Here is a 24,847-nt window from a genome sequence, read left to right as displayed (position 1 = left end):
TTTAGACTGGAGCCAGCCCTGGGCTTGCGAGCACAGGCTTTTGTCCAACCTGAAAGGATCCATCATGTCGAACCAAGCTACCCTGTCGCGCCGTAGCCTCCTTGCGGGCGCTGCGTCCGGCGCCATCGGCGCCGGCCTTGCGGTGGCCGGCAACGCCGCCGCTGCGACCAGGCCACAACGTCCCTCCATGCCGGGCGGGCGCGCCGGCAACTACCTGACCGTCGAGGACGGCACTGTCATCCATTACAAGGACTGGGGCAGCGGCCAGCCGGTCGTGTTCAGCCATGGGTGGCCGTTGCAGGGCGATGCCTGGGAAGACCAGATGTTTTTCCTGGCATCGCGGGGCTACCGCGTGATCGCGCACGACCGCCGCGGCCACGGTCTGTCGAGCCAGCCGTGGAACGGCAACGACATGGACCATTACGCGGACGACCTGGGGGCACTGATCCGGCACCTCGACCTCAAGAACGCGGTGCTGGTCGGCCATTCGACCGGCGGCGGCGAAGTGGCACACTATATCGGTCGCCATGGCAATCAACGCGTGGCCAAGGCAGTGCTTGTGGGCGCGGTGCCGCCGCAGATGGTCAAGTCGGCCACGAACACCGGCGGCCTGCCGATGGACGTGTTCGACGGCATCCGCAAGGCAGTGGTGGAAGACCGCTCGCAGTTCTTCATGGACCTGACGCTGCCCTTCTATGGCTACAACCGTCCGGGCGCAAAAATCTCGCAGGGCGTGCGCGACACGTTCTGGGCGCAGGGCATGCAGTGTGGCCTGAAGAATGCCTATGACTGCATCAAGCAATTTTCAGAGACCGACTTTACCGCCGACCTGAAGAAGATCGACGTGCCAACCCTGATCGTGCATGGTTCGGACGACCAGATCGTACCGATCGACGCCTCTGGCAAGGCGGCGGCGAAGCTGGTGAAGAACGCCACCCTGCTGGTCTACGAAGGCGCGCCGCACGGCCTGCCAACCACCCACAAGCACCGCCTCAACGAGGACCTGCTGGCCTTCATCAAGGCTTGACGCGCCTCAGGCACGCTGCGCCGGCTCCCCTGACGGGGGCTGGTGCGACCAGTATCCCGGCGCCGATTACGAGCGCGCCGGGCGCCTCTACCAGCAGCCGCAGCCATTCGACCCAGGCAGTGACCTGTGTTTCCACGTGGTCGAGCACGGCGTTCTCCTCATCTGTTTCGGGTCTCTGCCCTGTCTGCCGCTTCCGTGGACGGCTGGCGAACGTCCGGCCGTACCCAGATGAGTGCGAGCAGCATATGGACCAGGGCACCGGCCAGCGTGGACCACAGCGACAGCAGGACGGCCAATGCGTACATCAGCACCGAGAAGCGGTTCTTGCGGCTGGTCCAGGCGGTGCCTGCGGCGCCGCTACCGCGCTGCAGGCACCACGACAACAGCGTGAAGGCCAGCGCGCAGTTCATCAGAATGACGCCGTACAGTGCCACCGGTACCGGATCCATCGGGTGCTGGCCGGCCCACGCCGTCACGTAGGGAATCAGCGACATCCAGAACAGCAGGTGCAGGTTGGCCCACAGGGCCGGCGCATCGATGCGCCGCACCCGGTCCAGCAGGGCATGGTGGTTGACCCAGTAGATACCGACGTATACAAAGCTGAGCAGGTAGCGCGCGAGCGCCGGCCCGGCATCGGCTACGGCGGCCAGACTGCTGGATGCGGGCGCATGCAGCTCAAGTACCATGATGGTGATGATGATGGCGATGACGCCGTCGCTGAATGCCTCGGTGCGGTTCTTGTCCATGCCGCCACCTTAGCGCGCAAGACGGCACGCTATCCCCTATCAAGGGATAGTGGCGCTCGCCGCCGGGCCGCGTCCGATTCTCAGTTCCTTTTAGCGCCCTGCTGATTGTTGGAGGAAGGATCCTCCGACAACGAACACGAATGCCGCCTTTTCCGGTGCAAAAGCTATGGGTATCTGCACCGGGGTGCACCGTACCTGCGTCAAGGGTAGCGCAACAAAATTTTTTCGCAATTGCTGGAGTTCCGGTTCAGCTTGTCTGACCAGACCTGGCTGTTCAGAAACGGATCGAGTCGATCTTCGGGGTTGCGGACTTCCCCAGCCGGTCGAGGCACAATCGAACCTTCCCTCTGGTGGCTGGTTGTTGGGTTGTTGTCTTTGAGGTAGTCGAAAATGTTGATATATAGGCTTGGTGTGATTTCTATGTTGGTTAGTTACCTTTTTATGGTAGTCTGGTGCATCCCAACCTGATCCTATCGTCCATGTCCACACCAACTTCATGGGACCGTGATCCCATCAAAGCATTCCGGGAATTCGTCGCTACCGCAGCCTTTGCCGAAACCGGCCGCCGCCTTCCCGCCGATGGCACGTTGCGCATTCCGTCTGCGGCATCGGCTAAGATCTACAACTTCATGTTCGCCAACGTGGCGGGCTGGATGCTTGAGCAAGGCCTCACCTTCTCCACGGTCACCCACGCCGACCTCGCCCGTTTCATCGGCCGCACCGTCAAGGGAAAGCTTGTCCTCAACAGCAAGATCGCCTACCGTTACCTGCGGCTCCTTGAGCGCTGCTATGAGCACCTCGACGTCAACCCCAACCCGGCGCAGCTCGCCATCCTCCACATCGATCGTGCCCACATGACGCGCGATGACGCCGGCCGCACATTGTCCGACGAGCAGTTGGTGCGCTTCTTCGCGGCCTTGCCGGCAGAGGCGCCACAGCGCCGTACCAGTACCCCGTTCGAGGGCTGGAAGCGCCGGCGGGATCGCGCCATGCAGGTCGTCATCGCCCTGGCCGGTTTGCGCGTATCGGAAGCGATCGGCTTGCTGATGTCCGAGATCGGCCGCCAGCAGGCGCTCGACGGCTCGATCGTGCTGACCATCACGCCCGACGAAAAGCATGACACCAGCCACGAACACACGATCACCCTCCCCCGCGACGGCGCCGATGAGCTGCTGCCGTGGCTCGCCGAGCGCGAGACGCTGGCCATCCCTGGCCAGTTCGTCTTTCCGGCCAATGCAGCCGGCGCCAGGATGACAAGAAAGACCGTCTACGTGCAGATGCGCGCCACGTTCGAGCGCGCCGGGATGGATCTGGCGCGCTCCGGCGGCCGCACGCTGCGCAACACGTTCGCCAAGCAGCAACTCGACAACGGCGCGAGTCCTGACGACCTCAAGGATGTGCTCGGCCTGGCGCTCGAGCGCTCTGCGGCCGACTACAAGCTCACGCGCGTCAAGCCGGACCCGGGCGCAAACAACGACGACAAGGAATGATCAGACCAGCTCACTGAATCCGGGCCGAAGCAGCGTCGCGACGAGCGCGCGGATCGCGCGCAACGATGGCGCCGATATCGATGGCATCGGCCATCTTCCGATACCCTGCATCGCCCGGGTGCAGATGGTCGCCCGAATCAAATTCAGCACGCATGCGCTGCGGTCGCGCCGGATCGCGCAGCACCGCGTCGAAGTCGACCACGCCGTCGAAGATGCCAGCGCCCCGGATCCAGTCATTCAGCCGCAGGCGCAATGCCTCTTTCTGCGGGTTGTAATGCCCGGCAAACGGTGTTCCCTCCAGCGCCCCCTCGAATGGCGGCAGCGTCCCCACCGTGATCCGGATGTTTCTGGCATGCGCGGTGGCCGCGAGCTGGCGAAAGCCCGCCGTCAATTCATCCAGCGCCACCATAGGTTCAGTCGGCGCAAATGGACTGCCAGGCCAGCCGATATCGTTGATCCCCAACAGGACAATCACGTCCGACACCCCGGGTTGGCTCAGCACATTCTGCCCGAATCGCGCCAGCGCGCGCTCGCCCATGCCATCTTTCAGCAGCCGCGCGCCGGAAATGCCGGCATTGGCCACAGCGATGCCGTGCGGCGCAAGCCGGCGCGCGAGGAAATCGGGCCAGCGCCGATCCGCATCCGGCGTGGATCCGTTGCCATCGGTGATGGAGTCGCCCAGCGCCACCACCGCGCGGCCATTCGGCAATGCGCCCACCAGCACGGCACTGAGAAACAAGCGCCCTTCCACCCGCGCCGCGTTCGAGAAATCGGCCGCCCGGCTCGCATTGCCGGCAACGATGCTGAAACTCTGCGAGGCACCCCAGTGAAACCCGGTGACCGGGGTACGCCGTGGCACATAGGTCGTGACCTCCAGCTGCGACAGCGGCGCGACCGATAACGCAACCGGGTCGCTCGTGACCGTCGCACCAGCTGCGATCGTCACCTGCCGCGCGCCTGCAAACGTCACCTTGCGCATCATCACGCTGGCCGCGCCGATTGCAAGGGGCGCTTTACCATAGCGATTCGAGAACACCAGCTTGATGCGATCGCCGCCGGTACTGATGCGAACGTATTCGCGCACTGTCTGATCCTTCAAAACGGCAGGCACGTTCATCGGCAGGACGAATTGGCTGTCCCAGCCAGGTTGAGGTGCTGCGTACCAGGACGTCACCCAATGCGTACGTGCGTCCTCCGCCAGCGCGTTGCCTGCAAGGGTTATTGCGGCGCAGATCGCGGCGTTGTGTAGGTAGTAGCGCATGGGTATCCTCAGCAATAAAGAGCCCACGATAGGTCATTCGATACTGTGCAGGAAGATGGTAAAATCGAACATCACTCATTCCATTCAAGAATATCTCGATGGATACTCTCCGGGCCATGCGCACCTTCGTGCGAACGCTGGAGCTGGGCAGCCTCTCGGCAGCAGCGCGTGAACTCGGGACGACGCAGCCGACGGTCAGCAAGTTGCTGGCCCAGCTCGAACAGCACCTGTCTGTGCGGCTATTCCAGCGCAGCACAAGGGGCTTGTCGCCAACCGACCAGGGGCGGCAATTCTATCTCGATGCCAAACTGGTGCTCGACGGCTTCGATGCTGCCGTGGGCACGGTCCAGGGGATGGCCGGCCACGTCTCGGGTCTTCTGCGCATCAATGCGCCCGTCGGCCTGGGGCAGTTGCGGATCAATGCGATCGTCGGGCGCTTTCTGGCGGCGCATCCGGCGGTGGAGATCGAACTGGTACTGGACGACCGCTACATCGATATGGTCGCCGAAGGGGTCGATATCGCTTTCCGGCTCGGCGGACCGCTACCGCCCGACGTCACCGGCCGCCACCTGGCGACGATCCCGCGCTTTCTAGCGGCCTCGCCTGCGTATCTGCAGCAACGCGGCGTCCCACGGCATCCCGCCGACCTGGACGGCCACGACTTCGTGCGTTTTGCGTGGACACCCGGCTCCACGATCGATCTGCATCGCGGCGGTCAAGCGATCCAGGTCCCCGTGCGCAGCCGGTACCGCGTCAATAATGCGCTGGCGATCCGCGAAGCGCTCGTGATGAAAAGCGGCATCGCCATTTGCCCCGACTGGCTGATCCACGATCTGTTAACGACCGGAACACTGGTTCAGGTATTGCCAGGCTGGATGGCCCGCAGTCAGGACTTGTACGTGCTGACGCCGTCACGCCACTATCAGCCGCTGCGCGTGAAAACCTTCATCGATTTCGCGGTGGAGCAATTCAGGCAGTTGGGCGGTTTTCATGTAGTGGTGCCAGAGCCAGCGGCAAGCGATCAGACGAATGCCCTCTTCACGTCGCCGCAGGCGCGATGAAGGCCGACAGGCGCACCTGCCCGAATTCACGCAGCAGCGTGCCAGCCGCCTGGGCCATTGCCACTTCGAGCGCCCCATTGATGGCCTGTTCCTGCGGGCAGCCCGGATGATCGACATTCGCGCCGATTGCGAAGATCACCGGTTCTTCCAGCGCCTGGTACACATCGAGCACCGTAATCGCATCGGGATCGACCGCCAATACCCAGCCACCGTTACGCCCGGACGTCGACGTCACATACCCTGCGGCGCGCAGTCCACCCATCATCCGGCGGACGAGCACGGGATTGGTATTAAGCATGACAGCGAGCTCCTCGGAACTCGTGGTGTTCGTGCGGCCGTGAATATGGCTCAGGACGTGCAGCATGCGCGCCAGTCTGAAATCTGCTCTCATCGTTGGTATCCTCCTGACGCCATGATACCGAAACTTCAGGAGTATCGATATCGTCGCCACCTGAATGCAATTCGTGGAGTTTCAGTTTAGCGCGCTGTGATGGGCCCTGCGTGTGGTAGCGCACCCAGTCATCACGGCACATGCGCTATCCTCGAATCACACTACATAACGAAAGCAACCATGTCCCTGAATAACGCCGTCGTCTGGCTCGACCACACCAAAGCCCAAGTCATCCACTTCGACAAGAATGCGTCGGAATCCGAATCGATGAAAACCCATTCGACGCATCCGCATCCTCACCAGAAGCACGGCGACAACCATGTCAATGGCGACGACAACACGCTGTTCTACAAGGACATCGCCAATGCGCTGACCGACAGCGAGCAGATCCTGGTCGTGGGCCCGGCCGAAGAAAAGACCGCGTTCGTCACCTACCTGACGAGCAAGATGCCGGCAATCGCCGACAAGATCAAGGCAGTGGAAACCGTGGATCATCCATCGGAAGCCCAGCTGCTGGCCTACGCACGCGAGCATTTCATCAGCAGCGGCGGCATGCAGTAATTCGCTGACGGCTGTTCAGCGCCAGCGCACGACTAACCCGCTTGCCGTCACGGCAAAGCGGGTTTTTTAACGCCAGGGCATAAACCGCAACTTCAGCAGTATCAATTCGGGTGCCCGTACCGCTTGACAGTCAGGGAGCACGCCCCGCGCACATGGCCATCGCCATTAGCTGCTGCTCACGCATCAGGCGGTACGACATCGATACCTCGCGCATCAGACTGATGAAGCTGGTCGTCAGGGCCAGCATCGCGCCAATGAAACTGGCAGCGATCAGATGGACGAGCGGCAGACCGGTGGCGTCGCCGAGAAACAGCATCGCGATCACCAGGCAGATCAGCAGGCCGCACAGCGTGCCGGCGGCAATGGCGATATTGATCAGGCTGGAACGGCGGTGCAGATTGCTCAGCGCAGCCACACACTCGGCATCAACGCACTTGATGGCGCGATCTTCCAACAAGCGCATCTGGTCGATGATGCGTCCAAGCCGGTTGGTCAGCACGATCAGCAAGATGCTGACACCAGCAAGCAGGAACACGGGCGCGATCGCCAACTGGATGACCTGACCGATATCGCCGAGCTCGAAGTTCATTGCAACGCTGTCCGTGGAGGGGAAGATGGCGGGAGTGTAGCAGCATCATTACGTAAAGCACGAGTGCCGGATAACGAATGACCCGCCCATCTTGCATACTCCTTTCCTGTGTGAAATGGCGTACAGGCGGAATGTATCAACGCCTGCTAGCATCGAATCGTTGCAATAAAAACACGTCGATGTCATGCAGATTGCCGCTTCAGTCACACCTCCACTTACCCCGCTGTGCAGCGCGCTCGCCAGCCTCGTTGGGCCGTCCCCGACCGAGGCGCTGAGCGAACTCGTGCGCGATGGCCATGCACGCCTCCCGTTACCCGGCCATGGTGCAACGCTGGCCCGCTGGCAGGCACTCGCCGCCGTTGGCGCGCATGACCTGCCCCTGGCGAAGGTGTTCGAAGGGCATACCGATGCGGTGGCCATCCTGCACGAAGCCCAGGCGCACGCACTGGCCGACACCCAGCAAGCTACGTGGGGAACCTGGTGCGCGGAGCCACCGGATGCACGCCTGGCCCTGCTGTCCATCGATAACCAACATATTCTGCGCGGCCGCAAGGCCTGGTGCTCGGGTGCCCATGGCGTCACACATGCGGTGGTCAGTTGCTGGGATGACGACGGCGCCCCGATGCTGGCGGCGGTCGACCTGCGCCAGCCTGGCGTGCGCGTCACCAACGACGGCTGGAACGCAGTCGGCATGCGCGCCACGGCCAGTGTCGACGTCTGGTTTGACGATGTCGTCGCCACGCCGCTGGCAGGCCCGGGCTTCTATGTTGAACGCGCCGGCTTCTGGCAAGGCGGCGCAGGCGTGGCTGCATGCTGGTTCGGCGCCGCAACGCGTCTGGCCGATGCGCTGCGGGAACGGCTGGCCGAACGCAGCGACCCCCATCGCCTGGCCCAACTCGGCGAAGTTACAGTAGCACTGCAAGGCTGCGCCGCGCTGATCCGCGAGGCCGCGGCAGCCATCGACAGCGCACCACACGCCAACGCCATGCGCACCGCGATGACAGTACGCCTGAGCGTCGAAGCGACGGCCAACGCGGTCTTGCATGCCGTGGGCCGCGCACTGGGCGCCGGCCCGCTGTGCAAGGATGCCGCGCTCGCGCAGCTGTATGCGGACCTGCCCGTTTTCATGCGCCAGAGCCACGCGGAGCGCGATCAGGAAGCTGTCGGCAAGCTGGTCGCCGCCTTGGAAAATGCGCCATGGACCTTGTAAACCGCTCACGGCACATTAGCGGCACGGGCCCGGCAGCGGCCGACTGGGCGCGCGACGCTGCTCTCGCCGCGGTCGAGCCAACCACGCTCGATGCGTTGGTACCGCCCGGCGCGCGCGTCGTCGTGGTCGCGCCCCACCCCGACGACGAAATCCTGACCTGCGGCGCCTTGCTGCAACTGGTCGCCGCGCGGGGTGACGCGCCGCTGATCGTGGCCGTCACCGATGGTGAAGCCAGCCATCCGGGCTCGCCTACGTGGTCGCCGGAGCGCCTGCGCCAGGCGCGAACCGACGAAACCAATGCCGCCCTGGCCCACCTGGGCATCGACGCCGACCATGTGCTGCGCCTGCATATCCCGGATGGCGGCGTGACGGCCGCCGCGCCTGAACTCGAGCGCCAGCTGGCCGCGATCATCGCGCCGGGCGACATCGTCATCACCACCTGGCGCTTCGACGGCCACCCCGACCACGAATCGACAGCGCTGGCGTGCAGCGCCGTTGCCCGCCAGCGCGGCGCCCGCGTGCTGCAGGCACCGGTCTGGGGCTGGCACTGGAGCGCGCCGGGCGACGATGCCATGCCCCTGGCGCAGGCGCGCAAACTGCCGGTGCCAGCCGACGCGCTGACGCGCAAGCGCGCCGCCCTCGGGTGCTTCCACAGCCAGATCGAGGGCGACGCCAGCAGCGGCGCAGCGCCCATCCTGCCCGCGTTTGCCATGGAACGCGTCCTGCACCCTTTTGAAATTTACTTCCCAGACCATGCGTGACACACAACCCCTGGCCCATTTCGAAACCCTGTACGCCCAATCGGACGATCCGTGGGACGTGCGCGGCGCCTGGTATGAACAACGCAAACGCGCGATCCTGCTCGCCAGTCTCGGCAAGCCACGCTACCGCAGCGCGTTCGAGCCGGGCTGCGGCAACGGTGAAATGAGCGTGGCGCTGGCCGCACGTTGCGACCGCTTGCTGGCCTGTGACGGCGCCGCCAGTGCGCTGGATGCCGCACGGCGCCGCGTCCCTGACGCCGCCGCGCGGGGCATTCACTTTGAAACACGCCGCCTGCCGGCCGACTGGCCGCTGGACGACACCTTCGACCTGATCGTGCTCAGCGAACTGCTGTATTACTTCGACGAAGATGCGATCGCCTCGATGCTGGCGGGCTCTGCAGCGAACCTGGCGCCGGACGGCGAACTGGTGCTGTGCCACTATCTGCACGACTTCGACGACCGCATCACGCCGACGGCGACGGCGCACGCGATTGCTGACGCGCTGCCGGGCCTGCGCCGCGCGCTGCACCATCGAGACGAAGCGTTCGTGCTCGACGTCTGGCGCCCGGTGGCGCCGCTGCAGGGAGAACGCGCATGATCGGCGTCGCCATCCCCGCCCACAACGAAGAAGCATGCCTGGGCGCCTGCCTGCAAGCCGTCCTGCAGGCAGCAACGCATCCGCAACTGGCCGGCGAACCGGTCATGGTGTGCGTCGTGCTCGACGCCTGCGACGATGGCACGGCCGCTGTCGTGCGCGAATGGCAGACGGCATTCGCGCTGGCCGGTTGCCGGCTCGACGCCCTGGAAATTGCGGCGCGCCAGGTCGGCAGCGCGCGTGCTGCCGGCGCCCTGCACCTGATCGCGGCCGAGGCGCGCTGGCTGGCATTCACCGATGCCGATACGCGCGTCTCGCCACAATGGCTGGCCGTGCAGGTCACGCTGGGCGCCGATGTCGTCTGTGGTTCGGTGGCAGTCGACGACTGGTCGCCCCACGCGGACAAGGCGCAACTGCTGCGCGAGCATTTCGCCCGCACCTACCATGACCGCGAAGATCACCGTCACATTCACGGGGCGAACCTGGGCGTGTGCGCGCAGGCCTACCAGGCGGCCGGGGGCTTTGCGGCAGTGGCCTGCCATGAAGACGTGCTGCTGGTACGGGCGCTGGAACTGTCGGGCGCCCGCTTCGCGTGGAGCGCGCTGCCGCGCGTGTTCACCAGCGCCAGGCTCGATGCGCGGGCGCGCGGGGGCTTTGGCGATACGCTGCTGGCCGTAACGTGCGAGATGGAAACCGCCCTGCCGACAACCTGAGCGTCGCCAGGGCGGTGCTTCTACCCGCTCAACGCAAATAAGCGTGTGCCGGGCTACGCGTGATCCGGCGGCTCGCCTCGATGCGCATGCCATCCACCAGCAACTGCGCAGCCCAGCGGAACACCGTGTATTGACTGACGACGCCGCGCATCGCGCGCAGGCGCCGGGTCTGCTCGTCGAGCGGCATGTCCAGCGCGCGCTCAATGGCGCGGGCCATGCCGGCGATATCGCGCGGATCGACAATCAGGGCCTGATGCAGTTCAGCGGCAGCGCCGGCCTGGCTGCTGAGCACCAGTGCGCCGCGCAGGTCGGTACGGGCCGCCACGAATTCCTTTGCCACCAGATTCATCCCGTCATGCAAGCTCGTGACGAGGCACACGTCGGCCGCGCGATAGCAGGCGGTGACGGTGGCCGCATCCGCGCTTTTTGCATGCAGTACGACCGGCTGCCAGTCATCCTTGCCAAAGCGTGCATTGATGCGCTGCGTGAGCGCGACCACGTCGCGCGTGATCGTCTGGTACGCGGCCAGCGCCGAGCGGCATGGCGCGCCGATCTGCAGCAGCGTTACCTGCCCGCGCAAGTCGGGCCGGCGCTCGAGCAGCAACTCGAAGGCCTGCAGGCGCTCGCTCAGGCCTTTCGTGTAGTCCATGCGATCGACACCGACCAGCAATCGCACGCAAGGCGCGATGCCGAACTGGCTGCCCACCGCGTCACGCACGCCGGGCGTGGCAACGTCATTCCTGGCCGGCCACGCGATCGAAATCGGATAGGCGCCGGCATGCGCCGCGCCGCGGCCCTGGGCGCCAGGGATGGCAGCACGCGCCAGGCTGAAGTTGGTCAGATCGGCCGGCGTTTGCAGGCCCATCACGGTGCTGGCAAGCAAGCCTGCCATCATCTGCTGCGCCCATGGGAACGTGGCCAGCACCTGGGGCGTCGGGAACGGAATGTGCCAGAACAGGATGATGACGGCGTCCGGCAGCTGCTCGCGCACCATCTGCGGCACCAGCGCCAGGTGGTAGTCCTGCACCAGCACCACCGGCCGCTCGCTCGTGGCTTCGGCAATCACGGCGTCAGCGAAGCGGCGGTTGACGGCCACGTAATGCGACCAGTCGTCAAACCGGAACGTCGGTGCGACGCCGGTGCGGTGGCACAGGGGCCAGAGCGCCTCGTTGGCCAGGCCGTCGTAGTAGCCGGCCACTTCGGCATCGCTGAGCCACAGGCGGCGCAGCCGGTACGGCGCGTTCAGATGCTCGGGCAGGACGTGGTCGTTGGCATCGACCGTGGCGCGGTCGGCTGTGCCGCTGCCATGGGCGATCCAGCATCCGCCCTCTTTGGACAGGACGGCTTCGAGCGCCGTCACCAGGCCGCCGGCGGGCCGCTGGGCATTCACGCCGTCATCCGTCTGCGAATGCACGCACGGTGCGCGGTTGGACACGACAATGAGGTCGTCGCCGCAGCCAAGTTGTTCGATCAGCCGGGCCAGGTCAGCGCTGTCGCGCACGTCCTCGGGCAGCAAGGCTGTAGGGCGCGCAATCTTGCGGCGCTCGCCCGGAAAGGTTGGAAGGGGTAGAGGCGCCGGATTGCTGCGCATCCTCGTCGTGGGGGCGGAGTGGTATCGAGCTGTCATGGGAACAGCTTAAGATGTTAGCGTTCTCCGCTTCTGTTCGATGACGAACCCAACGTGGCTCAAACCGCCAATAGCAGGGTCAGGTAATGGTCGGCCAGCAGCGCGCCGAACAGCAGCGCCAGATACACGATCGACCAGGCAAATGCCTTGCGGGCGATCGCGTCACTGTAGTGCTTGTGAACCAGCCAGCCATGGCGCAGGAACACGGCGTTCAGTGCGCACGCGCACGCCAGATAGAACAGCCCGCTCATGCCAACCGCCCATGGCAGCGCAGTCCCGATTGCCAGCGCCACGCTGTAACGCCATACCTGCTGGCCGGTATGGGCCATGCCATGGGTGATCGGCAGCATCGGCAGGCCGGAGCGCGCGTAGTCGTCGCGCCGCGCCATCGCCAGCGCCCAGAAATGCGGCGGCGTCCACAGGAAGATGATCAGCACCAGGAGCCACGCCTCGAGCGGCACCCCATTGGCCACCGCGGCCCAGCCGAGCGCTGGCGGCATGGCGCCGGCAAACCCGCCGATCACGATGTTCTGCGGCGTGGCCGGTTTCAGCAGCAAGGTATAGATGAAGGCGTAGCCAACGAACGTGGCCAGTGTCAGCCACATCGTCAGCGGATTGACCTGCGTGTACAGCAAGGCGGCGCCAGCGCCGCCCAGCACCAGCGAAAACACGACCGTCTGGGCTGGCCCCAGGTCGCCGCGCGCAGTCGCCCGGCGCGCCGTGCGGGTCATGCGGGCATCGACCTGCGCTTCCAGCAGACAATTGACGGCAAAGGCGGCGCCAGCCAGTAACCAGATACCGGCAGCGCTGTAGAGCAACACGGACCAGGCGGGTGCGCCATCCGTGGCCAGCAGGCTGCCGATCACGGCGCAGAACACGGTCAGCAGGGTCACGCGCGGCTTGGTCAGCGCCCAGTACTGGCCGGCACGCTGCGCCAGGCCACCGGCGGGCGACGGGCCAGTCACGACGCCAGTAACGACATCGGGAATGGCCAGGGCGGCCGGCTGGATTTCGACAACTTTTGAATTCGACATGATGGGGCGACCGCTACAGGCAGGTGGTCATTTCACAGAACCCATCATGCTAGTGGAAAACGGCGGCGCGACCAACGGGCAATTTGTCCTACTTGCCAAGCGAGCCACATGCGCGCCGCCAGCAAACCGGCGTCAGCGCATCTGTTTTGCGCGAGCATCGACGCCGTGCTCGTGGCGTGGCCCCAGAGCCGGCACCCGATGCCGCAGGACGACCACTTGCAGACTGCACAGCGCCACGTAGGCCAGCAGTTCGACCAGCTCCTCGAAGACCTGTGCGCGCGACGCGACCAGATCGATATGGCATGACATATGCCCCTCGGCGCAGGTTGACCCCACGGCCGCACCGAGCGCCACAAACAGCAGCAGCCAGGGCGCGCTGCGCACGAACGCCAGGCGCACCACCTCGTCGATGCGGTAATGCCAGGCGCTGTACACGAGCCAGCCGATGAGCAGCACGGCGCCCGGCCAGACCAGCGGCTGGAACCACAGCGGCTCGGGCGGCAGCGCCCTGCCCGACGCATCGAACCCGGGCACGGCGCGCCAGGCGCGGCCCCAGCTGAGCTCACGGCCCGCCAGCAGCAACCACACGGGCACGGCCCACAGCGCCAGCATCGCCGTGCGTTCCGGCCGACGCCGCATGAAGACGACGACTGCGACCACGAAGCCGCTCAGCAGAACGAGAACCTGCAGGTTTTCCAGAACGCCTGCTTCGCGGCCCCACGACAGCGGCAGGAGCAGGCTCACGGGGTAACAGGCCACGAGCGCAGCCAGCAGCGCCCACTGCGCCGGGCGCGTCTTCGCCCACAAAAATAATCGCCCCATCGTCTCTCCGTTTACACAATTGTTGCCCATCTGAACGGGCTAATTCGCAATTGTACGAATTGGCAGGTCGCGCACGATTGGTTTTTGGGGAAATGCGACGTGCCTGGACTGTATTTATTGGTGGAAGACAGGCCGTAAGTGTCACATCGGCGCAGATTTCTTGACACGTCTCCAACGGGTCGGTTACCTTATGGTCAACAATTGCCTTTGAGCAATTATAACGATCCCGGCCGGCACACATGGCCGGGGCATGCGGAAAGTAGTGTTGAAGTTCACCCATCGACGTTCATACCTAGGAGTTTCACCATGGATCAACTGCCTTGCGGGCAGTCGTCACGCCGCATCCGCATGCCCGGCGCGCCGCTCGCACCCATCCTGCTGTTACCGCTGCTGTTAGCGGGTTGTGGTGGCGGCACTGCCGAGTCGCCTGTCGCCGTCATGCAGAACGCCAGCGCCAGCCTGTTCAGGACCGTGGCCGGCGTGTTCGCCAGCACGGAAACGGCGCTGACCCCGGTCAAGGCCCAGGCCAGCTCGGCCGAGCGGCCCGATCTCGATGGCCCGGCGGCAATCGACCATGACAACGCCACGCGCTGGGGCAGCCGCTTCACCGACGATGAATGGTTGACGCTCGACTACGGTGCGGTGCAGACGATCACCCGTGTGCGGATCGACTGGGAGGCTGCCCATGCGAGTGCCTATCTGTTGCAGGTGTCCGGGGACGGCAGCAGCTGGACCACGATCAAGAGCGTCACCGACAGTGTCGGCGGCACCGAGGATCTCACGGGCCTGAATGGCCAGGGCCGCTATCTGCGCATGCAGGGTGTCAAGCGCGCCGGCCAGTATGGTTATTCGATCCTCGAGATCCAGGCCTTTACCGGCACCCCGGCCGCGCCGGCGCCGAGCCCGGACCTGCCAGCGCCAGAGCTGCCAATCGACCTGACCCGTCCCGGCGTGGCCATCAAGCCGGTTGCTGCGACGTCGTCGACGCCGGAGAACGGCGGCATGGCGGCTGGCATGGCCATCGACGGCAAGCCCGGCACGCGCTGGTCGAGCCGGCCCGAGGACGGCGCCTGGATCAACTTCGATTTCGGGGCGCCCACCGCAATCGGCTACATGAAGCTGACCTGGGAACAATCGTATGGCAAGGTGTATACGGTGCTCACGTCCAACGACGGCGTGACATGGACACAGTTGCGCCATGTCGGCACCGGCAAGGGTGGCGTGGAGGAATTCTTCAACCTGGGTTTCCGCGCCCGCTACCTGCGCCTGCAGGGTGTCGCACGTGCAACGCAGTACGGCTACTCGCTGTTTGAAGTCGAGTTCAAGTCGCCGGGCAGCGACAACACGCTGCCCGATGCGCCGACGTCGGCCGTGGCCTTTCCCGCCAATGGCTCTGCGCTAAGCCCGCTGCCGGGCACGGCCGAGCCGATTGAATCGTTGCAGTTCACTCTTGCGGACGGCACGCTGGTGACGCGCTTCGGCGCCCGTGGCCTGGCGCGCCATGGCCGCGAGCGCGGCGAAGAGTGGAACGAGATCGGCTACGGCCCGAACGACACGGTCGACCCCGCCAGCGGGTTGCCCGTTGACAAAGGCCCGGGCAACTACCTGACGTTCGTGCCGCAGTACCACAAGAACCGCACCTGGGGCGTCGAGATCATCGACAACAGCCGTGTTGCGGGCGTCACGCAACCGATGCTGGTCGTGAACCAGTACACGACGGTCGACTTCCTCAAGGGCGGCGTTGCCTTCTTCCGCCAGTTCGACGAGCCGTATTCGACCGGTTACGGCTGGATGCGGCCCGGCGAACTGGTCAATAACGATATCCCTATCTGCAAGCCGACGCCCTACCCGCAGAACAACCGGCTGGCCAGCGCCAACGGCATCAATGGCGGCTGCACCTTGCTGGTCAAGGATTATCCGGGCCATAGCGAGCTCAACAGCGACGGCTTCAAGACCGGCCGCAGCGTGCCGGGCCGGCCGCTCGTCAAGGGCGACATCATTGAAGTCTCGCCGTCGTACTTCACCACGCGCGAAGCACTGGGCGCGCTGGGCGACACCGGCGGCATCCGCTACTACTCGCAGGAATGGAGCTATGTCGTCGGCCAGGGCCTGCGCCCATGGTACGGCGTGCAGCCGCGCCTGAATTCGGTGCCGCTGCCGGACGACGTGCTGTCGGGCGGCCTCGGGTCGGTGTCGTACAACTACAGCGACAATGGCCTGTTCATGTTCCAGCAGCCGCACAACAATGTCGGCATGCAGAACATGCAGCGCTTCGTCGAAGGCCGGCGCCTGCTGCACACCAACTTCACCACCGGTGAGCATAACGAAGCGGGCAACGACCGGTATGCGGCGGCAGTGGGTCTGCAGGGAGCCCGCTTCAATCAGTCGGCCTGTATTGCGTGCCACGTCGGCAACGGCCGCAGCCCGGCCCCTGCGGCGATCAACCAGCGCCTGGATGGCATGGCGGTACGCGTGGCGCGCGTCGGGCCGCAAGGCCAGCAACTGCCACATCCGACCTATGGCACGACGGTGCAGATGAATGCGGTCTCCAGCAACGGCACCCCGCAGAACTGGGGCACCGGCGTGCGCGTGACGGGCTTCGACACCCGCATGGTGCAGCTGGCGGACGGCACGAACGTCGAACTGCGCAAGCCAAAAATCGCGTTTGACGGCCCGGTGCCGGAAACCGTCTCGCTGCGCGCGGCCCAGCCGATGATCGGCACCGGCCTGCTCGAAGCGATTCCCGAAGCCGACATCTTGGCGCGCGTACGCTCGAGCCCGGACGGCGACGGCGTACGCGGCACGGCCAACTTCGTGTTTGATCCCGAAAGCGGCGCCGTGCGCCTGGGCCGCTTTGGCTGGAAAGCATCGAAGGCCACGCTGCGCCACCAGGCGGCTTCGGCGCTGCTGGCCGACATGGCGGTCACCTCGCCCGTCTACCCGAGCCTCAGTTGCGACGCCAACCCGGCAGCATGCGCCACCGCGCCCCGCCAGCGCGGTATCTCGGAAGCAGAGCTGCAGTCGATCTCGAACTATCTGGCGCTGCTGGCCGTACCGGCCCAGCGCAGCCTGGCCAGCGGCTTCCCGAAAGGCGTCACGCCACTTGACGAGCACAGGGTCGACACGCGCCAGGTCGCCACGGGCCAGAAGCTGTTCGAGACGATGCGCTGCGTGGCCTGCCACACGGCCTCGATGAAAACCGGCGCAAAGCACCAGTTTGCGGAACTGCGCGACCAGACCATCCGGCCGTACACCGACCTGCTGCTGCACGATATGGGCCCGGGGCTGGCGGACAACTACGTCGAAGGCCAGGCCACCGGCAGCATGTGGCGTACTGCGCCGCTGTGGGGCATTGGCTACAGCGACAAGGTGATGGGCAAGGATGGCAAGGTCGGCTACCTGCATGACGGCCGCGCACGCACCTTAAGCGAAGCAATCCTGTGGCACGACGGCGAAGCCGCCGCCGCGCGCAAGCGTTTCGAGAAGCTGGCGACCGTTGAACGCGAGGCGCTGCTGGCGTTCCTGCGCTCGCTGTAACGTTCGTGCCGACGTGACGGAGGCGCCGGGTTCACAGCCCGGCACTTTTTTTGCGCGGCATATTCTGCACTGTGAAAGCCGGGGTCAGGTCTGACATTCGGACACGAACTCGACAGCCAGATAGTCGAACTGGCTGACACCGGGCTATGCTAAGGCTTGTCGATACACCATTGGACGTGGCTCAGGCTGAGGCCGTGTCTGAATGTCAGACCTGACCCCGGCTATGTGCACCGAGGAGGTGGCTAAGCAGTGCTGACGCCGCAGCCAGAAAAAGCCGTGGTGATTCTGACGTGGACGCGCAAGCTTAGAACACCAGCATGCGCCAGCCAGGCGCGCTGCCCTGCTCGACGAACGTCACCATGCCTTCGACGCCAGCGCATTGGGGCGCCAGCGCAGCGCAGTCCGCGCCAAGGGCGCTGAGCGCCTGACTGCAGGCGCGGATCTCGACACCCAGGTCAATCGTGGCATCCAGGTGGCGCTCAACTGTCCACCGGTCGACGCCAAAGCCACTCAGGCGCGCGCTGTGTTCGCGCAGCAGCCACGCGACGGACTGGTTGGTAAACAACATTTTGACGGGCATGTCGAGCGCCGCTGCGGCCTGCGCCGTCATGAACGGCGTCGTCAACGCCTCGGGCCGGGTCAGGTCGCACGACCAGACCATGATCGCCAGACCTGCCTGCGCTGGAATCACGGCTTGATCCAGTCATCGACCGGCTCAAGCCGCATGCGCCGCTCGGCCTGTTCAACGAGGTCGGCGCCGTGCGCCAGTTGCGCGCGGTCACGTTCCCAGTCGCTGGCCTGGATCACGGAAATCCAGCCGGCGCCATATGGATCCTGGTGGATCAGTTCGGGCGTTTCTTCGAGCGCCGTGTTGATCTCGACGATCGTGCCGGACACCGGCGTCTTGATTGTCACGACTGTCTTGCTCAGCTCCACGACACCCACCGTCTTGCCCTGCTCGACCTCGTTGCCCACCGGCTTGGGACGGCACATATAGAAATGGTTGCCGCTGATCTGAACACCGAATGCGCTCACACCCACCTGCATGCGACCGTCATCCAGCGGGCGGCACCACATATCGTTGTCGAGGTCGAAATAGCAGTCGTCCGGATAGTCGAAGCCGAGGATGATCATAGGAATGTGTCAAACAGAAAGGATGGCGGAAGGATGCGGGAGTCGAACCCACCCGGCGACGCATGGCGCCACCAACTGGGTTTGAAGCCCAGCCGCCCCACCAGGGACGATTTCCTTCCGTTGAGCCGGGATTTTACCTTGTCCGGAAAAATTGCGTCAGGGTCACAGCGTTTTCTCGGAAAACAGCAACGTTCCCGGCCGCAGCAGGTGCACGTCACCCACGCGGCGCAGCAGCCCGATGCGGTCAAAAAACTCCAGGATCTGGATCGCGCGCTTGCGCCCCAGGCCGGTCAGGTCGCGGAACCGTGCTGCCGTGACCTGGCCACCGGCTTCTTCCGCGGCGAGCTTCCTCGCCAGCGCGGCCAGCTCGTGCATCACGGCCGGATGATAGAACAGATCCTTGACCACCTGATACACGTCGCCGCCGCGCGCCATGCGGCCCAGCACCTGGCGCACCTGCGCCTCGGGCAACCGTGCCTGCAACGCGATATCGCGCACCCATGGCGGATCGAAGCGCCCTTCACGCAGCATCGGCAGCGCGTGTTCGGCCACGATCTGTTCGGCCGCGCGCAAGGCCACACCGTGTTCGGGCAAATGCAGGAAGCCATTCCGGCGCGCGAGCACGCCGGCCTCGATCATATGGCCCGTCAGTTGCAGCCACAGCGCCTCGGGCATGCGTGGCGCAGCCAGGCGGCGGGCGCGCTGCACGTCCGGGCCGATTTCATCCGGGTACTTGTCGTGGAAGTCGCGCAAGGCTGCGAGCAAGCCGGCCTGGGCTTCATCCAGGCGTGCACGGGCGATCAGCCACTCGCCGCCGGCGCCGACGACGATGTCAGGCACGCTTGTCAGGTCGAACGGCCAGCGTGCCAGGCCGCTGCTGCGCAGCCAGGTGGCGCCATTGACGCCGTACTGCGCCTGCGCCAGCGCGCCCAGCAGGCGCGTCTTCGGATCAATGGCGCGCTGCGTTTCCAGATAGGCAAGGCGCTCGGGCGTCTGGCGATAACGAATCGGCCCCAGCGGATCGAGCACCTGGCCACCGGCCACCGTGCGCACCGCGGACGCGTCGCGCAGGATAAAACGGTCGCCATGCCAGACATTGGCCGGCTTGTGCAGCACGAGCTGGGCCGGCGCGCCGGCGCCCGGGGCGATCGATGGCTGGCCCAGCACGGCCACCGTCGCCAGGCAATCCTGGGTCGCCGCGTGCAGGTGCACGAGCGTGCCCGAACGCAGCGGCTTGTCTTCGGTGGCGGCGACCTGCAGCCAGACATCAATCCGCTGCGTGGTGAGTGCGATGGCCGGGTCGCACAGCACCTGGCCGCGCAGTTCGTCCGTGCGTTCCAGGCCCGCCAGGCCCACGGCGCAGCGCTGGCCCGCCTGCGCCGCCTGCGCCGCGCGGCTGTGCACCTGAAGGCTGCGCACGCGGTACGTGTCGTCCGGCGTGGACGCCAGAGACAACGCGTCGCCGATCGTCACGCCGCCTGCCGAAACGCTGCCGGCCACCACGGTGCCGACGCCATCCAGCGTGAAGGCACGGTCCAGGCCCATGCGGAAACCGGCACCGGCCACATCATCGCCCGGCGCAGCGGCCAGCGCATCGACCAGGTCCGCGCGCAAGGCATCGATACCATCGCCGCGCACGCTCGAGACATGCAGCACCGCGTAGTCGTCCAGCCCGCTGCTGGCCAGCAGTGCGCGTACGCGGGCTTCAGTTTCGGAGACGCGCGCCGGCTCCACACGGTCGATTTTGGTAATGACGGCCGCGCCACGGCGCACGCCCAGCAGCGACAGGATGGTCGCGTGCTCGATCGTCTGCGGCATCGGGCCGTCGTCCGCGGCGATCAGCAGCAAGCCGAAGTCGATGCCGCTGGCACCGGCCACCATCGTGCGCACCAGCTTTTCGTGGCCCGGCACGTCGACGAAACCGATGCGGCGGCCGTCCTCCAGCGGCATCCAGGCGTAACCGAGTTCGATGGTGATGCCGCGCCGTTTTTCTTCCGGCAGCCGGTCGGCGTCGATGCCCGTCAGTGCGCGCACGAGCGCTGTCTTGCCGTGGTCGATGTGGCCTGCAGTGCCGACAATCATGGGGCGTCTCCGATGATGGCCAGGCGCAGGCCGGCCAAGTGATTGATGACCTCGTTTGGATCATCCACACAGCGGCAATCGAGCAGCACGCGGTCGTCGGCAATTCGGCCGATGATCGGCGCCGGCAGGCCGCGCATGGCGTCCGACAGCGCGTCGAGCGCCGTGCCCATGCCGCGCTTGCCAGACAAGACCGGTGCGATCGCCAGCCCGCACGATGGCAGGCGGTCGATCGGCAGCGAGCCCGAGCCGATCTGGCTCAGCATCGGTTCCAGCGTGACCGTGTAGCGCGGCGCCAGCGCGGCGCGCAGCGGTTCCAGGATCGCGTTTGCGGCCATGGCCACCTGCTCCTGCGTGCGGGTCAGCCAGCGCAGCGTCGGCAGCTCGCGCACGAGCAGTTCGGGTTGCAGGTACAGCTGCAAGGTCGCTTCCAGCGCCGCCAGCGGCAGCTTGGACAGCCGCAGCGCGCGCTTCATTGGAAACTTGCGGATGCGCCCGATGTGCTCCCGAGTGCCGACGATCAGGCCCGCCTGCGGGCCGCCCAGCAATTTATCGCCCGAGAACATGACCACGTCGCAGCCGTCCGCCAGCATCTGCTGCGGCGTCGGTTCCTGCGGCAAGCCGTACTTGCCCATGTCGATCAGCGAGCCGCTGCCCAGGTCCGACACGAGCGCCACGCCGCGGGCGCGGGCCAGCGGTGCCAGTTCGGCCTCGCTCACCGCACTGGTAAAGCCCTGCACCATGTAGTTGCTGGTGTGGACCTTGATCAGCATTGCGGTGCGCTCGGTGATCGCGCGCTCGTAGTCCGCCAGGTGCGTGCGGTTGGTGGTGCCCACTTCGACCATGCGCGCGCCAGCGCTGTCCATCACGTCCGGCATGCGGAAGGCGCCGCCGATTTCCACCAGTTCGCCGCGCGAGATGATCGCTTCGCGCCCGCCGCTCAGCGCGGCCAGCGAGAGCAGCACCGCCGCGGCGTTGTTGTTGACGACCGTCGCCGCTTCGGCGCCGGTGATTTCGCACAGCAGGCCTTCGACGATGCTGTCGCGATCGCCCCGTGAGCCAGTGTCGAGGTTGTATTCGAGATTGTTCGGGCCGGCCATCATCGCCGTCAGGTGGCGGATCGCCACGTCTGGCAGCACCGAGCGGCCCAGATTCGTATGGATAACCGTGCCGGTCAGGTTGATCACGCGGCGCATGCGCGGCGCAATGCGCGCGGCGACGCGTTCGGCCAGCGCCCTGCCCAGCGCATCGGGCATCACGGCGCTTGCCGCGAGCACGCCGGCCAGCGCCTGTGCGCGCAGGTCGTCGACCAGCGCGCGTGCCTGCCCGGCGACCAGCGTGTGGCCGTGGGCTGACAACTGCGCCTGCACCGATGGCAAACGCAGCAGTTTATCGATCGAAGGCAGCTCCTTGACTGTCGCCTTCGAGCCGTGGACCACGGACTCGCTGAGCGACATGATCAATTACTCCGGTTCGATGGTGGTGCGATGGCCGGTTCGTCCGGGGCATCTTCGCCGCCCGACAGCAGCAGCAGATTCACGCCATGCGCCTCGTAACCCGCTTCGGACACCAGGATGTCCAGCGTCAGCGAGGCCAGGTCGTCGGCCACCGGATCGACATTGAGCTCACGCTCCATGCGCACGATCTTGATGTAGTGATGGCACTCGTCGCACGTTTCGGCTTGGACCGATGCCTGCGACGCATCCTGCACGGCGCCATCCGTGGCCAGCGCCTCGAGTGAATGGTAGTGAATGCCCTTGGTGCTTTCGCAGTGGCTGCACTTGACCCGCACCATATGCCACTGCGCCGAACACAGCGAGCAATGCAGATAGCGGAAATTGCTGCCGGTCTGGTCGACGCGCGTGATCGACGCGGTCGGCAGACTGCCGCAGCATGGGCAGGTCGTCATGTCGAGCGTGCGGCCATACGGCTGCTGGCGCGCTGCGCCATACGCTTCCTGAATGGCCAGAACCATGTTCGTCCAGTACACCTGCAGACCGGCCGCCACCAGGGGCGCGGCGCTCATGTCCAGGCCCGCCGCGCCTTGCAGCAGCAGTTCGGCCTGGCCTTCGAGATGGTCGTCGCCCGCAGCCAGCAGGGCCTGCACGGCGGCTTGCGCCGGGCTACCCGCGAGGCGCGGCACCAGCAGTTCCAGCATGCGGCGCATCGCGCCGCGCCAGACCGGATCGCGTGGCCACAGCGGCGCCGGCACCGGTGCCTGGGCGGCGCGCGCGGCGGCGGCCAGGTCGTCCAGCGTCGGCAGCGTGACGGTCGGGTAATCCTGCAGCACTTCGTGCTGCACGGCGGCCAGTTCGGCGGCAAACAGTAAAAAGTCGTCCATCGCGTGGCCCGGCGCCAGCTGGCGCAGACGGGTGGCACGGGCGGAGAACAACTCGCGGCGCACCGGGAGTTGAATATACGGCATTTGCTCGCCAGCCCGGACCGCGATTTCTTCGGGGCTGAGCAGCTTGGTGGATTTGGTAATGCTCATGGAAAGGATGCTTCCTATTCGGTTCTTGCGATGGTCAATCCGATCGGCCGGGGCCCATTTTACTGCCCCCGTTAGTGGAAAGACCGTCGTTCCCGCGGTGGCGGAAACGACGGTCTCGACAGCCAGCTTAGCCGAACAATACTACGTTAGCGCTTGTTGCGCTTGGCGTCCTCTGCCACTTCCTTGTACCACAGCGGGTGGTGCGACTTCGCCCAGTCCTCGTGCACGGTGCCACGGGTCATGGCGCGGAACGAGCCCTTGACCCAGATGGCGGCGTACACGTGCATGATCACGCTCAGCACCAGTGCCAGGGCCGAAGCCGCATGCACCAGCATCGCGAAACGACGCAGCGGGATCGGGAAGAAGTCCGCGAACCATGGTTGCCAGAACATGAAGCCAGTGATCAACAGCAGCACCAGGCTCACGGCAAAGATCCAGAACACGGCTTTCTGGCCCGCATTGTACTTGTGTACAGGCGGCATCGCGTGCTCGTTACCCTTGAGGAGTTCCGGCGCCTTCTTGACCCAGGCCGTATCGGTCTTGGTCCAGAAGTTGTCACGTACCACGGCAAAGAACAGGAACACGAAACCCAGGACCATCAGCAAGCCGAAGAACGGATGCAGGATACGGGTCCACTGTCCACCGCCGAAGAACACACTGAAGAAAAACATCGACGGATGGAACAGGGCAAGGCCAGTCAATCCGGCGCAGATGAACAACAGAGCCACGGCCCAGTGATTCATGCGCGTCATGTCGCGATAGCGAGTGATAAACATGGTCTTCTCCTTATACCCGTTCGTCGTCGCGCTGGTCGGGACCAGGCGTCGGCTGAACATCGGGTTCGTCGTGGTGCGTCTCGATCGGGCCAACCTTCATGTAGTGGAAGAAGCCGGCCACAGCAGCACCGACCATCGCAGCCACACCCAGCGGCTTGGCGATACCCTTCCACAGCGCCACGGTCGGGCTGATGGTCGGGTTCTCGGGCAGGCCGGCATACAGGCTCGGCTTGTCCGCGTGCTGCAGCACGTACATCACGTGCGTGCCGCCCACACCGGCCGGGTTGTACAAACCGGCGTTCTGGTAGCCACGTTCCTTCAGGTCGACCACGCGGTCACCCGCGTATTCGATCATGTCTTCCTTGGTGCCAAAACGGATGGCGCCAGTTGGACAGATCTTCACGCAGGCCGGTTCCATGTTCACTGCAACGCGGTCGGCGCACAGTGAGCACTTGTAGGCCTTCGAGTCCACCTTGCTGATGCGTGGCACATCGAACGGGCAACCGGCGACGCAATAGCCGCAACCGATGCAGTTCTCGCTGATGAAGTCAACGATACCGTTCGTGTACTTGACGATCGCGCCCGGCGCCGGGCAGGCCTTCAGGCAGCCTGGCTCGTCGCAGTGCATGCAGCCGTCCTTGCGGATCAGCCACTCCAGACGATCGCCCTCGTCCGCGGACTTGGTCACGACTTCCGAGAACTTCATGACGGTCCACGACTGTGGCGTCAGGTCGATCGGGTTGTCGTAGGTACCGTGGTTTTCGCCAATTTCATCGCGCAGATCATTCCACTGCATGCACGCCACCTGGCACGCCTTGCAGCCGATGCAGCTGGACACGTCGATCAGCTTGGCGACTTCCGGCTTGTGCGTACGGGCCACCGGCGGTTGCGTGGTGGTTGCCGAGCGCGCCGCAATATCGAGAGATTGTAATGAAGACATTG

At 65.3% G+C, this 24,847-nt stretch carries 24 protein-coding genes and 1 tRNA gene; 9 read left to right on the top strand and 16 right to left on the bottom strand.

The window, feature by feature from the left end; translation table 11 throughout:
• Positions 1–64: 64 nt before the first annotated feature.
• Positions 65–1,027: an alpha/beta fold hydrolase gene (locus tag AC56LV_RS05270; RefSeq protein ID WP_499556352.1), complete on the top strand. Its 963-nt coding sequence runs from the start codon at positions 65–67 to the stop codon at positions 1,025–1,027.
• Here AC56LV_RS05270 and AC56LV_RS05265 read toward each other — a convergent pair.
• Positions 1,017–1,175 carry a hypothetical protein gene (locus AC56LV_RS05265; protein WP_499556351.1) on the bottom strand — a complete coding sequence of 53 codons (159 nt, stop codon included), beginning with the start codon at positions 1,173–1,175 and terminating at the stop codon, positions 1,017–1,019. The genes AC56LV_RS05270 and AC56LV_RS05265 overlap by 11 nt on opposite strands.
• A gap of 10 nt (positions 1,176–1,185) precedes the next feature.
• Positions 1,186–1,773 carry a TMEM175 family protein gene (locus tag AC56LV_RS05260; RefSeq protein WP_499556350.1) on the bottom strand — a complete coding sequence of 196 codons (588 nt, stop codon included), beginning with the start codon at positions 1,771–1,773 and terminating at the stop codon, positions 1,186–1,188.
• A gap of 479 nt (positions 1,774–2,252) precedes the next feature.
• On the opposite strand from AC56LV_RS05260, the gene AC56LV_RS05255 reads away from it, so the two are divergent.
• The gene (locus AC56LV_RS05255) at positions 2,253–3,263 is read left to right on the top strand and encodes a tyrosine-type recombinase/integrase (protein WP_499556349.1); all 1,011 of its coding nucleotides are present in this window, start codon (positions 2,253–2,255) and stop codon (positions 3,261–3,263) included.
• A gap of 10 nt (positions 3,264–3,273) precedes the next feature.
• Here the strand turns inward: AC56LV_RS05255 and AC56LV_RS05250 are convergent, their stop codons facing one another.
• The gene (locus tag AC56LV_RS05250; RefSeq protein WP_499556348.1) at positions 3,274–4,524 is read right to left on the bottom strand and encodes an SGNH/GDSL hydrolase family protein; all 1,251 of its coding nucleotides are present in this window, start codon (positions 4,522–4,524) and stop codon (positions 3,274–3,276) included.
• Positions 4,525–4,640: 116 nt separating this feature from the next.
• Here AC56LV_RS05250 and AC56LV_RS05245 point away from each other — a divergent pair, with 116 nt between their 5' ends.
• Positions 4,641–5,585: a LysR family transcriptional regulator gene (locus tag AC56LV_RS05245; protein ID WP_499556347.1), complete on the top strand. Its 945-nt coding sequence runs from the start codon at positions 4,641–4,643 to the stop codon at positions 5,583–5,585.
• On the opposite strand, the gene AC56LV_RS05240 is transcribed toward AC56LV_RS05245, so the two are convergent.
• Positions 5,563–5,976, bottom strand: coding sequence for an Rrf2 family transcriptional regulator (locus AC56LV_RS05240; protein ID WP_499502225.1), 414 nt, complete (start codon positions 5,974–5,976; stop codon positions 5,563–5,565). The two genes, AC56LV_RS05245 and AC56LV_RS05240, sit on opposite strands and share 23 nt — an antisense overlap.
• A gap of 180 nt (positions 5,977–6,156) precedes the next feature.
• On the opposite strand from AC56LV_RS05240, the gene AC56LV_RS05235 reads away from it, so the two are divergent.
• Positions 6,157–6,537, top strand: coding sequence for a translational machinery protein (locus AC56LV_RS05235; RefSeq protein ID WP_499556346.1), 381 nt, complete (start codon positions 6,157–6,159; stop codon positions 6,535–6,537).
• Positions 6,538–6,667: 130 nt separating this feature from the next.
• On the opposite strand, the gene AC56LV_RS05230 is transcribed toward AC56LV_RS05235, so the two are convergent.
• Positions 6,668–7,126 carry a DUF2721 domain-containing protein gene (locus AC56LV_RS05230; RefSeq protein WP_499556345.1) on the bottom strand — a complete coding sequence of 153 codons (459 nt, stop codon included), beginning with the start codon at positions 7,124–7,126 and terminating at the stop codon, positions 6,668–6,670.
• 184 nt (positions 7,127–7,310) lie between these two features.
• On the opposite strand from AC56LV_RS05230, the gene AC56LV_RS05225 reads away from it, so the two are divergent.
• Genes AC56LV_RS05225 through AC56LV_RS05210 form a run of 4 tightly spaced genes read left to right on the top strand, consistent with a single transcriptional unit; the run spans position 7,311 to position 10,405 of the window.
• Positions 7,311–8,336: an acyl-CoA dehydrogenase family protein gene (locus tag AC56LV_RS05225; protein WP_499556344.1), complete on the top strand. Its 1,026-nt coding sequence runs from the start codon at positions 7,311–7,313 to the stop codon at positions 8,334–8,336.
• The gene (locus tag AC56LV_RS05220; protein ID WP_499556343.1) at positions 8,324–9,097 is read left to right on the top strand and encodes a PIG-L deacetylase family protein; all 774 of its coding nucleotides are present in this window, start codon (positions 8,324–8,326) and stop codon (positions 9,095–9,097) included. Before AC56LV_RS05225 ends, AC56LV_RS05220 begins: the two co-directional genes overlap by 13 nt.
• Complete coding sequence (locus tag AC56LV_RS05215; RefSeq protein ID WP_499556342.1) at positions 9,090–9,695, top strand: class I SAM-dependent DNA methyltransferase; 606 nt, start codon at positions 9,090–9,092, stop codon at positions 9,693–9,695. The genes AC56LV_RS05220 and AC56LV_RS05215 overlap by 8 nt, the downstream gene beginning before the upstream one ends.
• Positions 9,692–10,405 (top strand): glycosyltransferase family 2 protein, encoded by a 714-nt coding sequence (locus AC56LV_RS05210; RefSeq protein ID WP_499556341.1) that lies wholly within the window; start codon positions 9,692–9,694, stop codon positions 10,403–10,405. The genes AC56LV_RS05215 and AC56LV_RS05210 overlap by 4 nt, the downstream gene beginning before the upstream one ends.
• 28 nt (positions 10,406–10,433) lie before the next feature.
• Here the strand turns inward: AC56LV_RS05210 and AC56LV_RS05205 are convergent, their stop codons facing one another.
• The 3 genes from AC56LV_RS05205 to AC56LV_RS05195 all read right to left on the bottom strand — a co-directional run bounded on the left by AC56LV_RS05205 (position 10,434) and on the right by AC56LV_RS05195 (position 13,888).
• Positions 10,434–11,996 carry an alpha,alpha-trehalose-phosphate synthase (UDP-forming) gene (locus AC56LV_RS05205; protein WP_499556340.1) on the bottom strand — a complete coding sequence of 521 codons (1,563 nt, stop codon included), beginning with the start codon at positions 11,994–11,996 and terminating at the stop codon, positions 10,434–10,436.
• A gap of 95 nt (positions 11,997–12,091) precedes the next feature.
• On the bottom strand, positions 12,092–13,066 hold the full coding sequence (gene cyoE, locus AC56LV_RS05200; RefSeq protein WP_499556339.1) for a heme o synthase: 975 nt from the start codon (positions 13,064–13,066) through the stop codon (positions 12,092–12,094).
• Positions 13,067–13,198: 132 nt separating this feature from the next.
• Positions 13,199–13,888, bottom strand: a complete 690-nt coding sequence (locus AC56LV_RS05195) for a hypothetical protein (protein WP_499556338.1) — start codon at positions 13,886–13,888, stop codon at positions 13,199–13,201.
• 306 nt (positions 13,889–14,194) lie between these two features.
• On the opposite strand from AC56LV_RS05195, the gene AC56LV_RS05190 reads away from it, so the two are divergent.
• Positions 14,195–17,425, top strand: a complete 3,231-nt coding sequence (locus AC56LV_RS05190) for a di-heme oxidoredictase family protein (protein ID WP_499556337.1) — start codon at positions 14,195–14,197, stop codon at positions 17,423–17,425.
• Positions 17,426–17,729: 304 nt separating this feature from the next.
• On the opposite strand, the gene AC56LV_RS05185 is transcribed toward AC56LV_RS05190, so the two are convergent.
• The 8 genes from AC56LV_RS05185 to fdxH form a co-directional block, all read right to left on the bottom strand.
• Positions 17,730–18,116 carry a DsrE family protein gene (locus tag AC56LV_RS05185; protein WP_499556336.1) on the bottom strand — a complete coding sequence of 129 codons (387 nt, stop codon included), beginning with the start codon at positions 18,114–18,116 and terminating at the stop codon, positions 17,730–17,732.
• Positions 18,113–18,559 (bottom strand): glycine cleavage system protein H, encoded by a 447-nt coding sequence (locus AC56LV_RS05180; RefSeq protein WP_499556335.1) that lies wholly within the window; start codon positions 18,557–18,559, stop codon positions 18,113–18,115. The genes AC56LV_RS05185 and AC56LV_RS05180 overlap by 4 nt, the downstream gene beginning before the upstream one ends.
• A 23-nt stretch (positions 18,560–18,582) precedes the next feature.
• Positions 18,583–18,678, bottom strand: a tRNA-Sec gene (locus AC56LV_RS05175).
• 43 nt (positions 18,679–18,721) lie between these two features.
• The gene (selB, locus tag AC56LV_RS05170) at positions 18,722–20,641 is read right to left on the bottom strand and encodes a selenocysteine-specific translation elongation factor (RefSeq protein ID WP_499556334.1); all 1,920 of its coding nucleotides are present in this window, start codon (positions 20,639–20,641) and stop codon (positions 18,722–18,724) included.
• Positions 20,638–22,095 carry an L-seryl-tRNA(Sec) selenium transferase gene (gene selA / locus AC56LV_RS05165; protein ID WP_499556333.1) on the bottom strand — a complete coding sequence of 486 codons (1,458 nt, stop codon included), beginning with the start codon at positions 22,093–22,095 and terminating at the stop codon, positions 20,638–20,640. Before selA ends, selB begins: the two co-directional genes overlap by 4 nt.
• A gap of 2 nt (positions 22,096–22,097) precedes the next feature.
• On the bottom strand, positions 22,098–23,129 hold the full coding sequence (gene fdhE, locus AC56LV_RS05160; protein ID WP_499556332.1) for a formate dehydrogenase accessory protein FdhE: 1,032 nt from the start codon (positions 23,127–23,129) through the stop codon (positions 22,098–22,100).
• 146 nt (positions 23,130–23,275) lie between these two features.
• The gene (locus tag AC56LV_RS05155; protein ID WP_258834163.1) at positions 23,276–23,905 is read right to left on the bottom strand and encodes a formate dehydrogenase subunit gamma; all 630 of its coding nucleotides are present in this window, start codon (positions 23,903–23,905) and stop codon (positions 23,276–23,278) included.
• 10 nt (positions 23,906–23,915) lie between these two features.
• The gene (gene fdxH, locus AC56LV_RS05150) at positions 23,916–24,845 is read right to left on the bottom strand and encodes a formate dehydrogenase subunit beta (RefSeq protein ID WP_499556331.1); all 930 of its coding nucleotides are present in this window, start codon (positions 24,843–24,845) and stop codon (positions 23,916–23,918) included.
• Positions 24,846–24,847: the final 2 nt, after the last annotated feature.

This window comes from Telluria sp. RB2R28 (assembly GCF_059685835.1).
The sequence above is the reverse complement of the archived record's forward strand: the minus strand, read 5'-3'. Positions and strand labels throughout refer to the sequence as shown.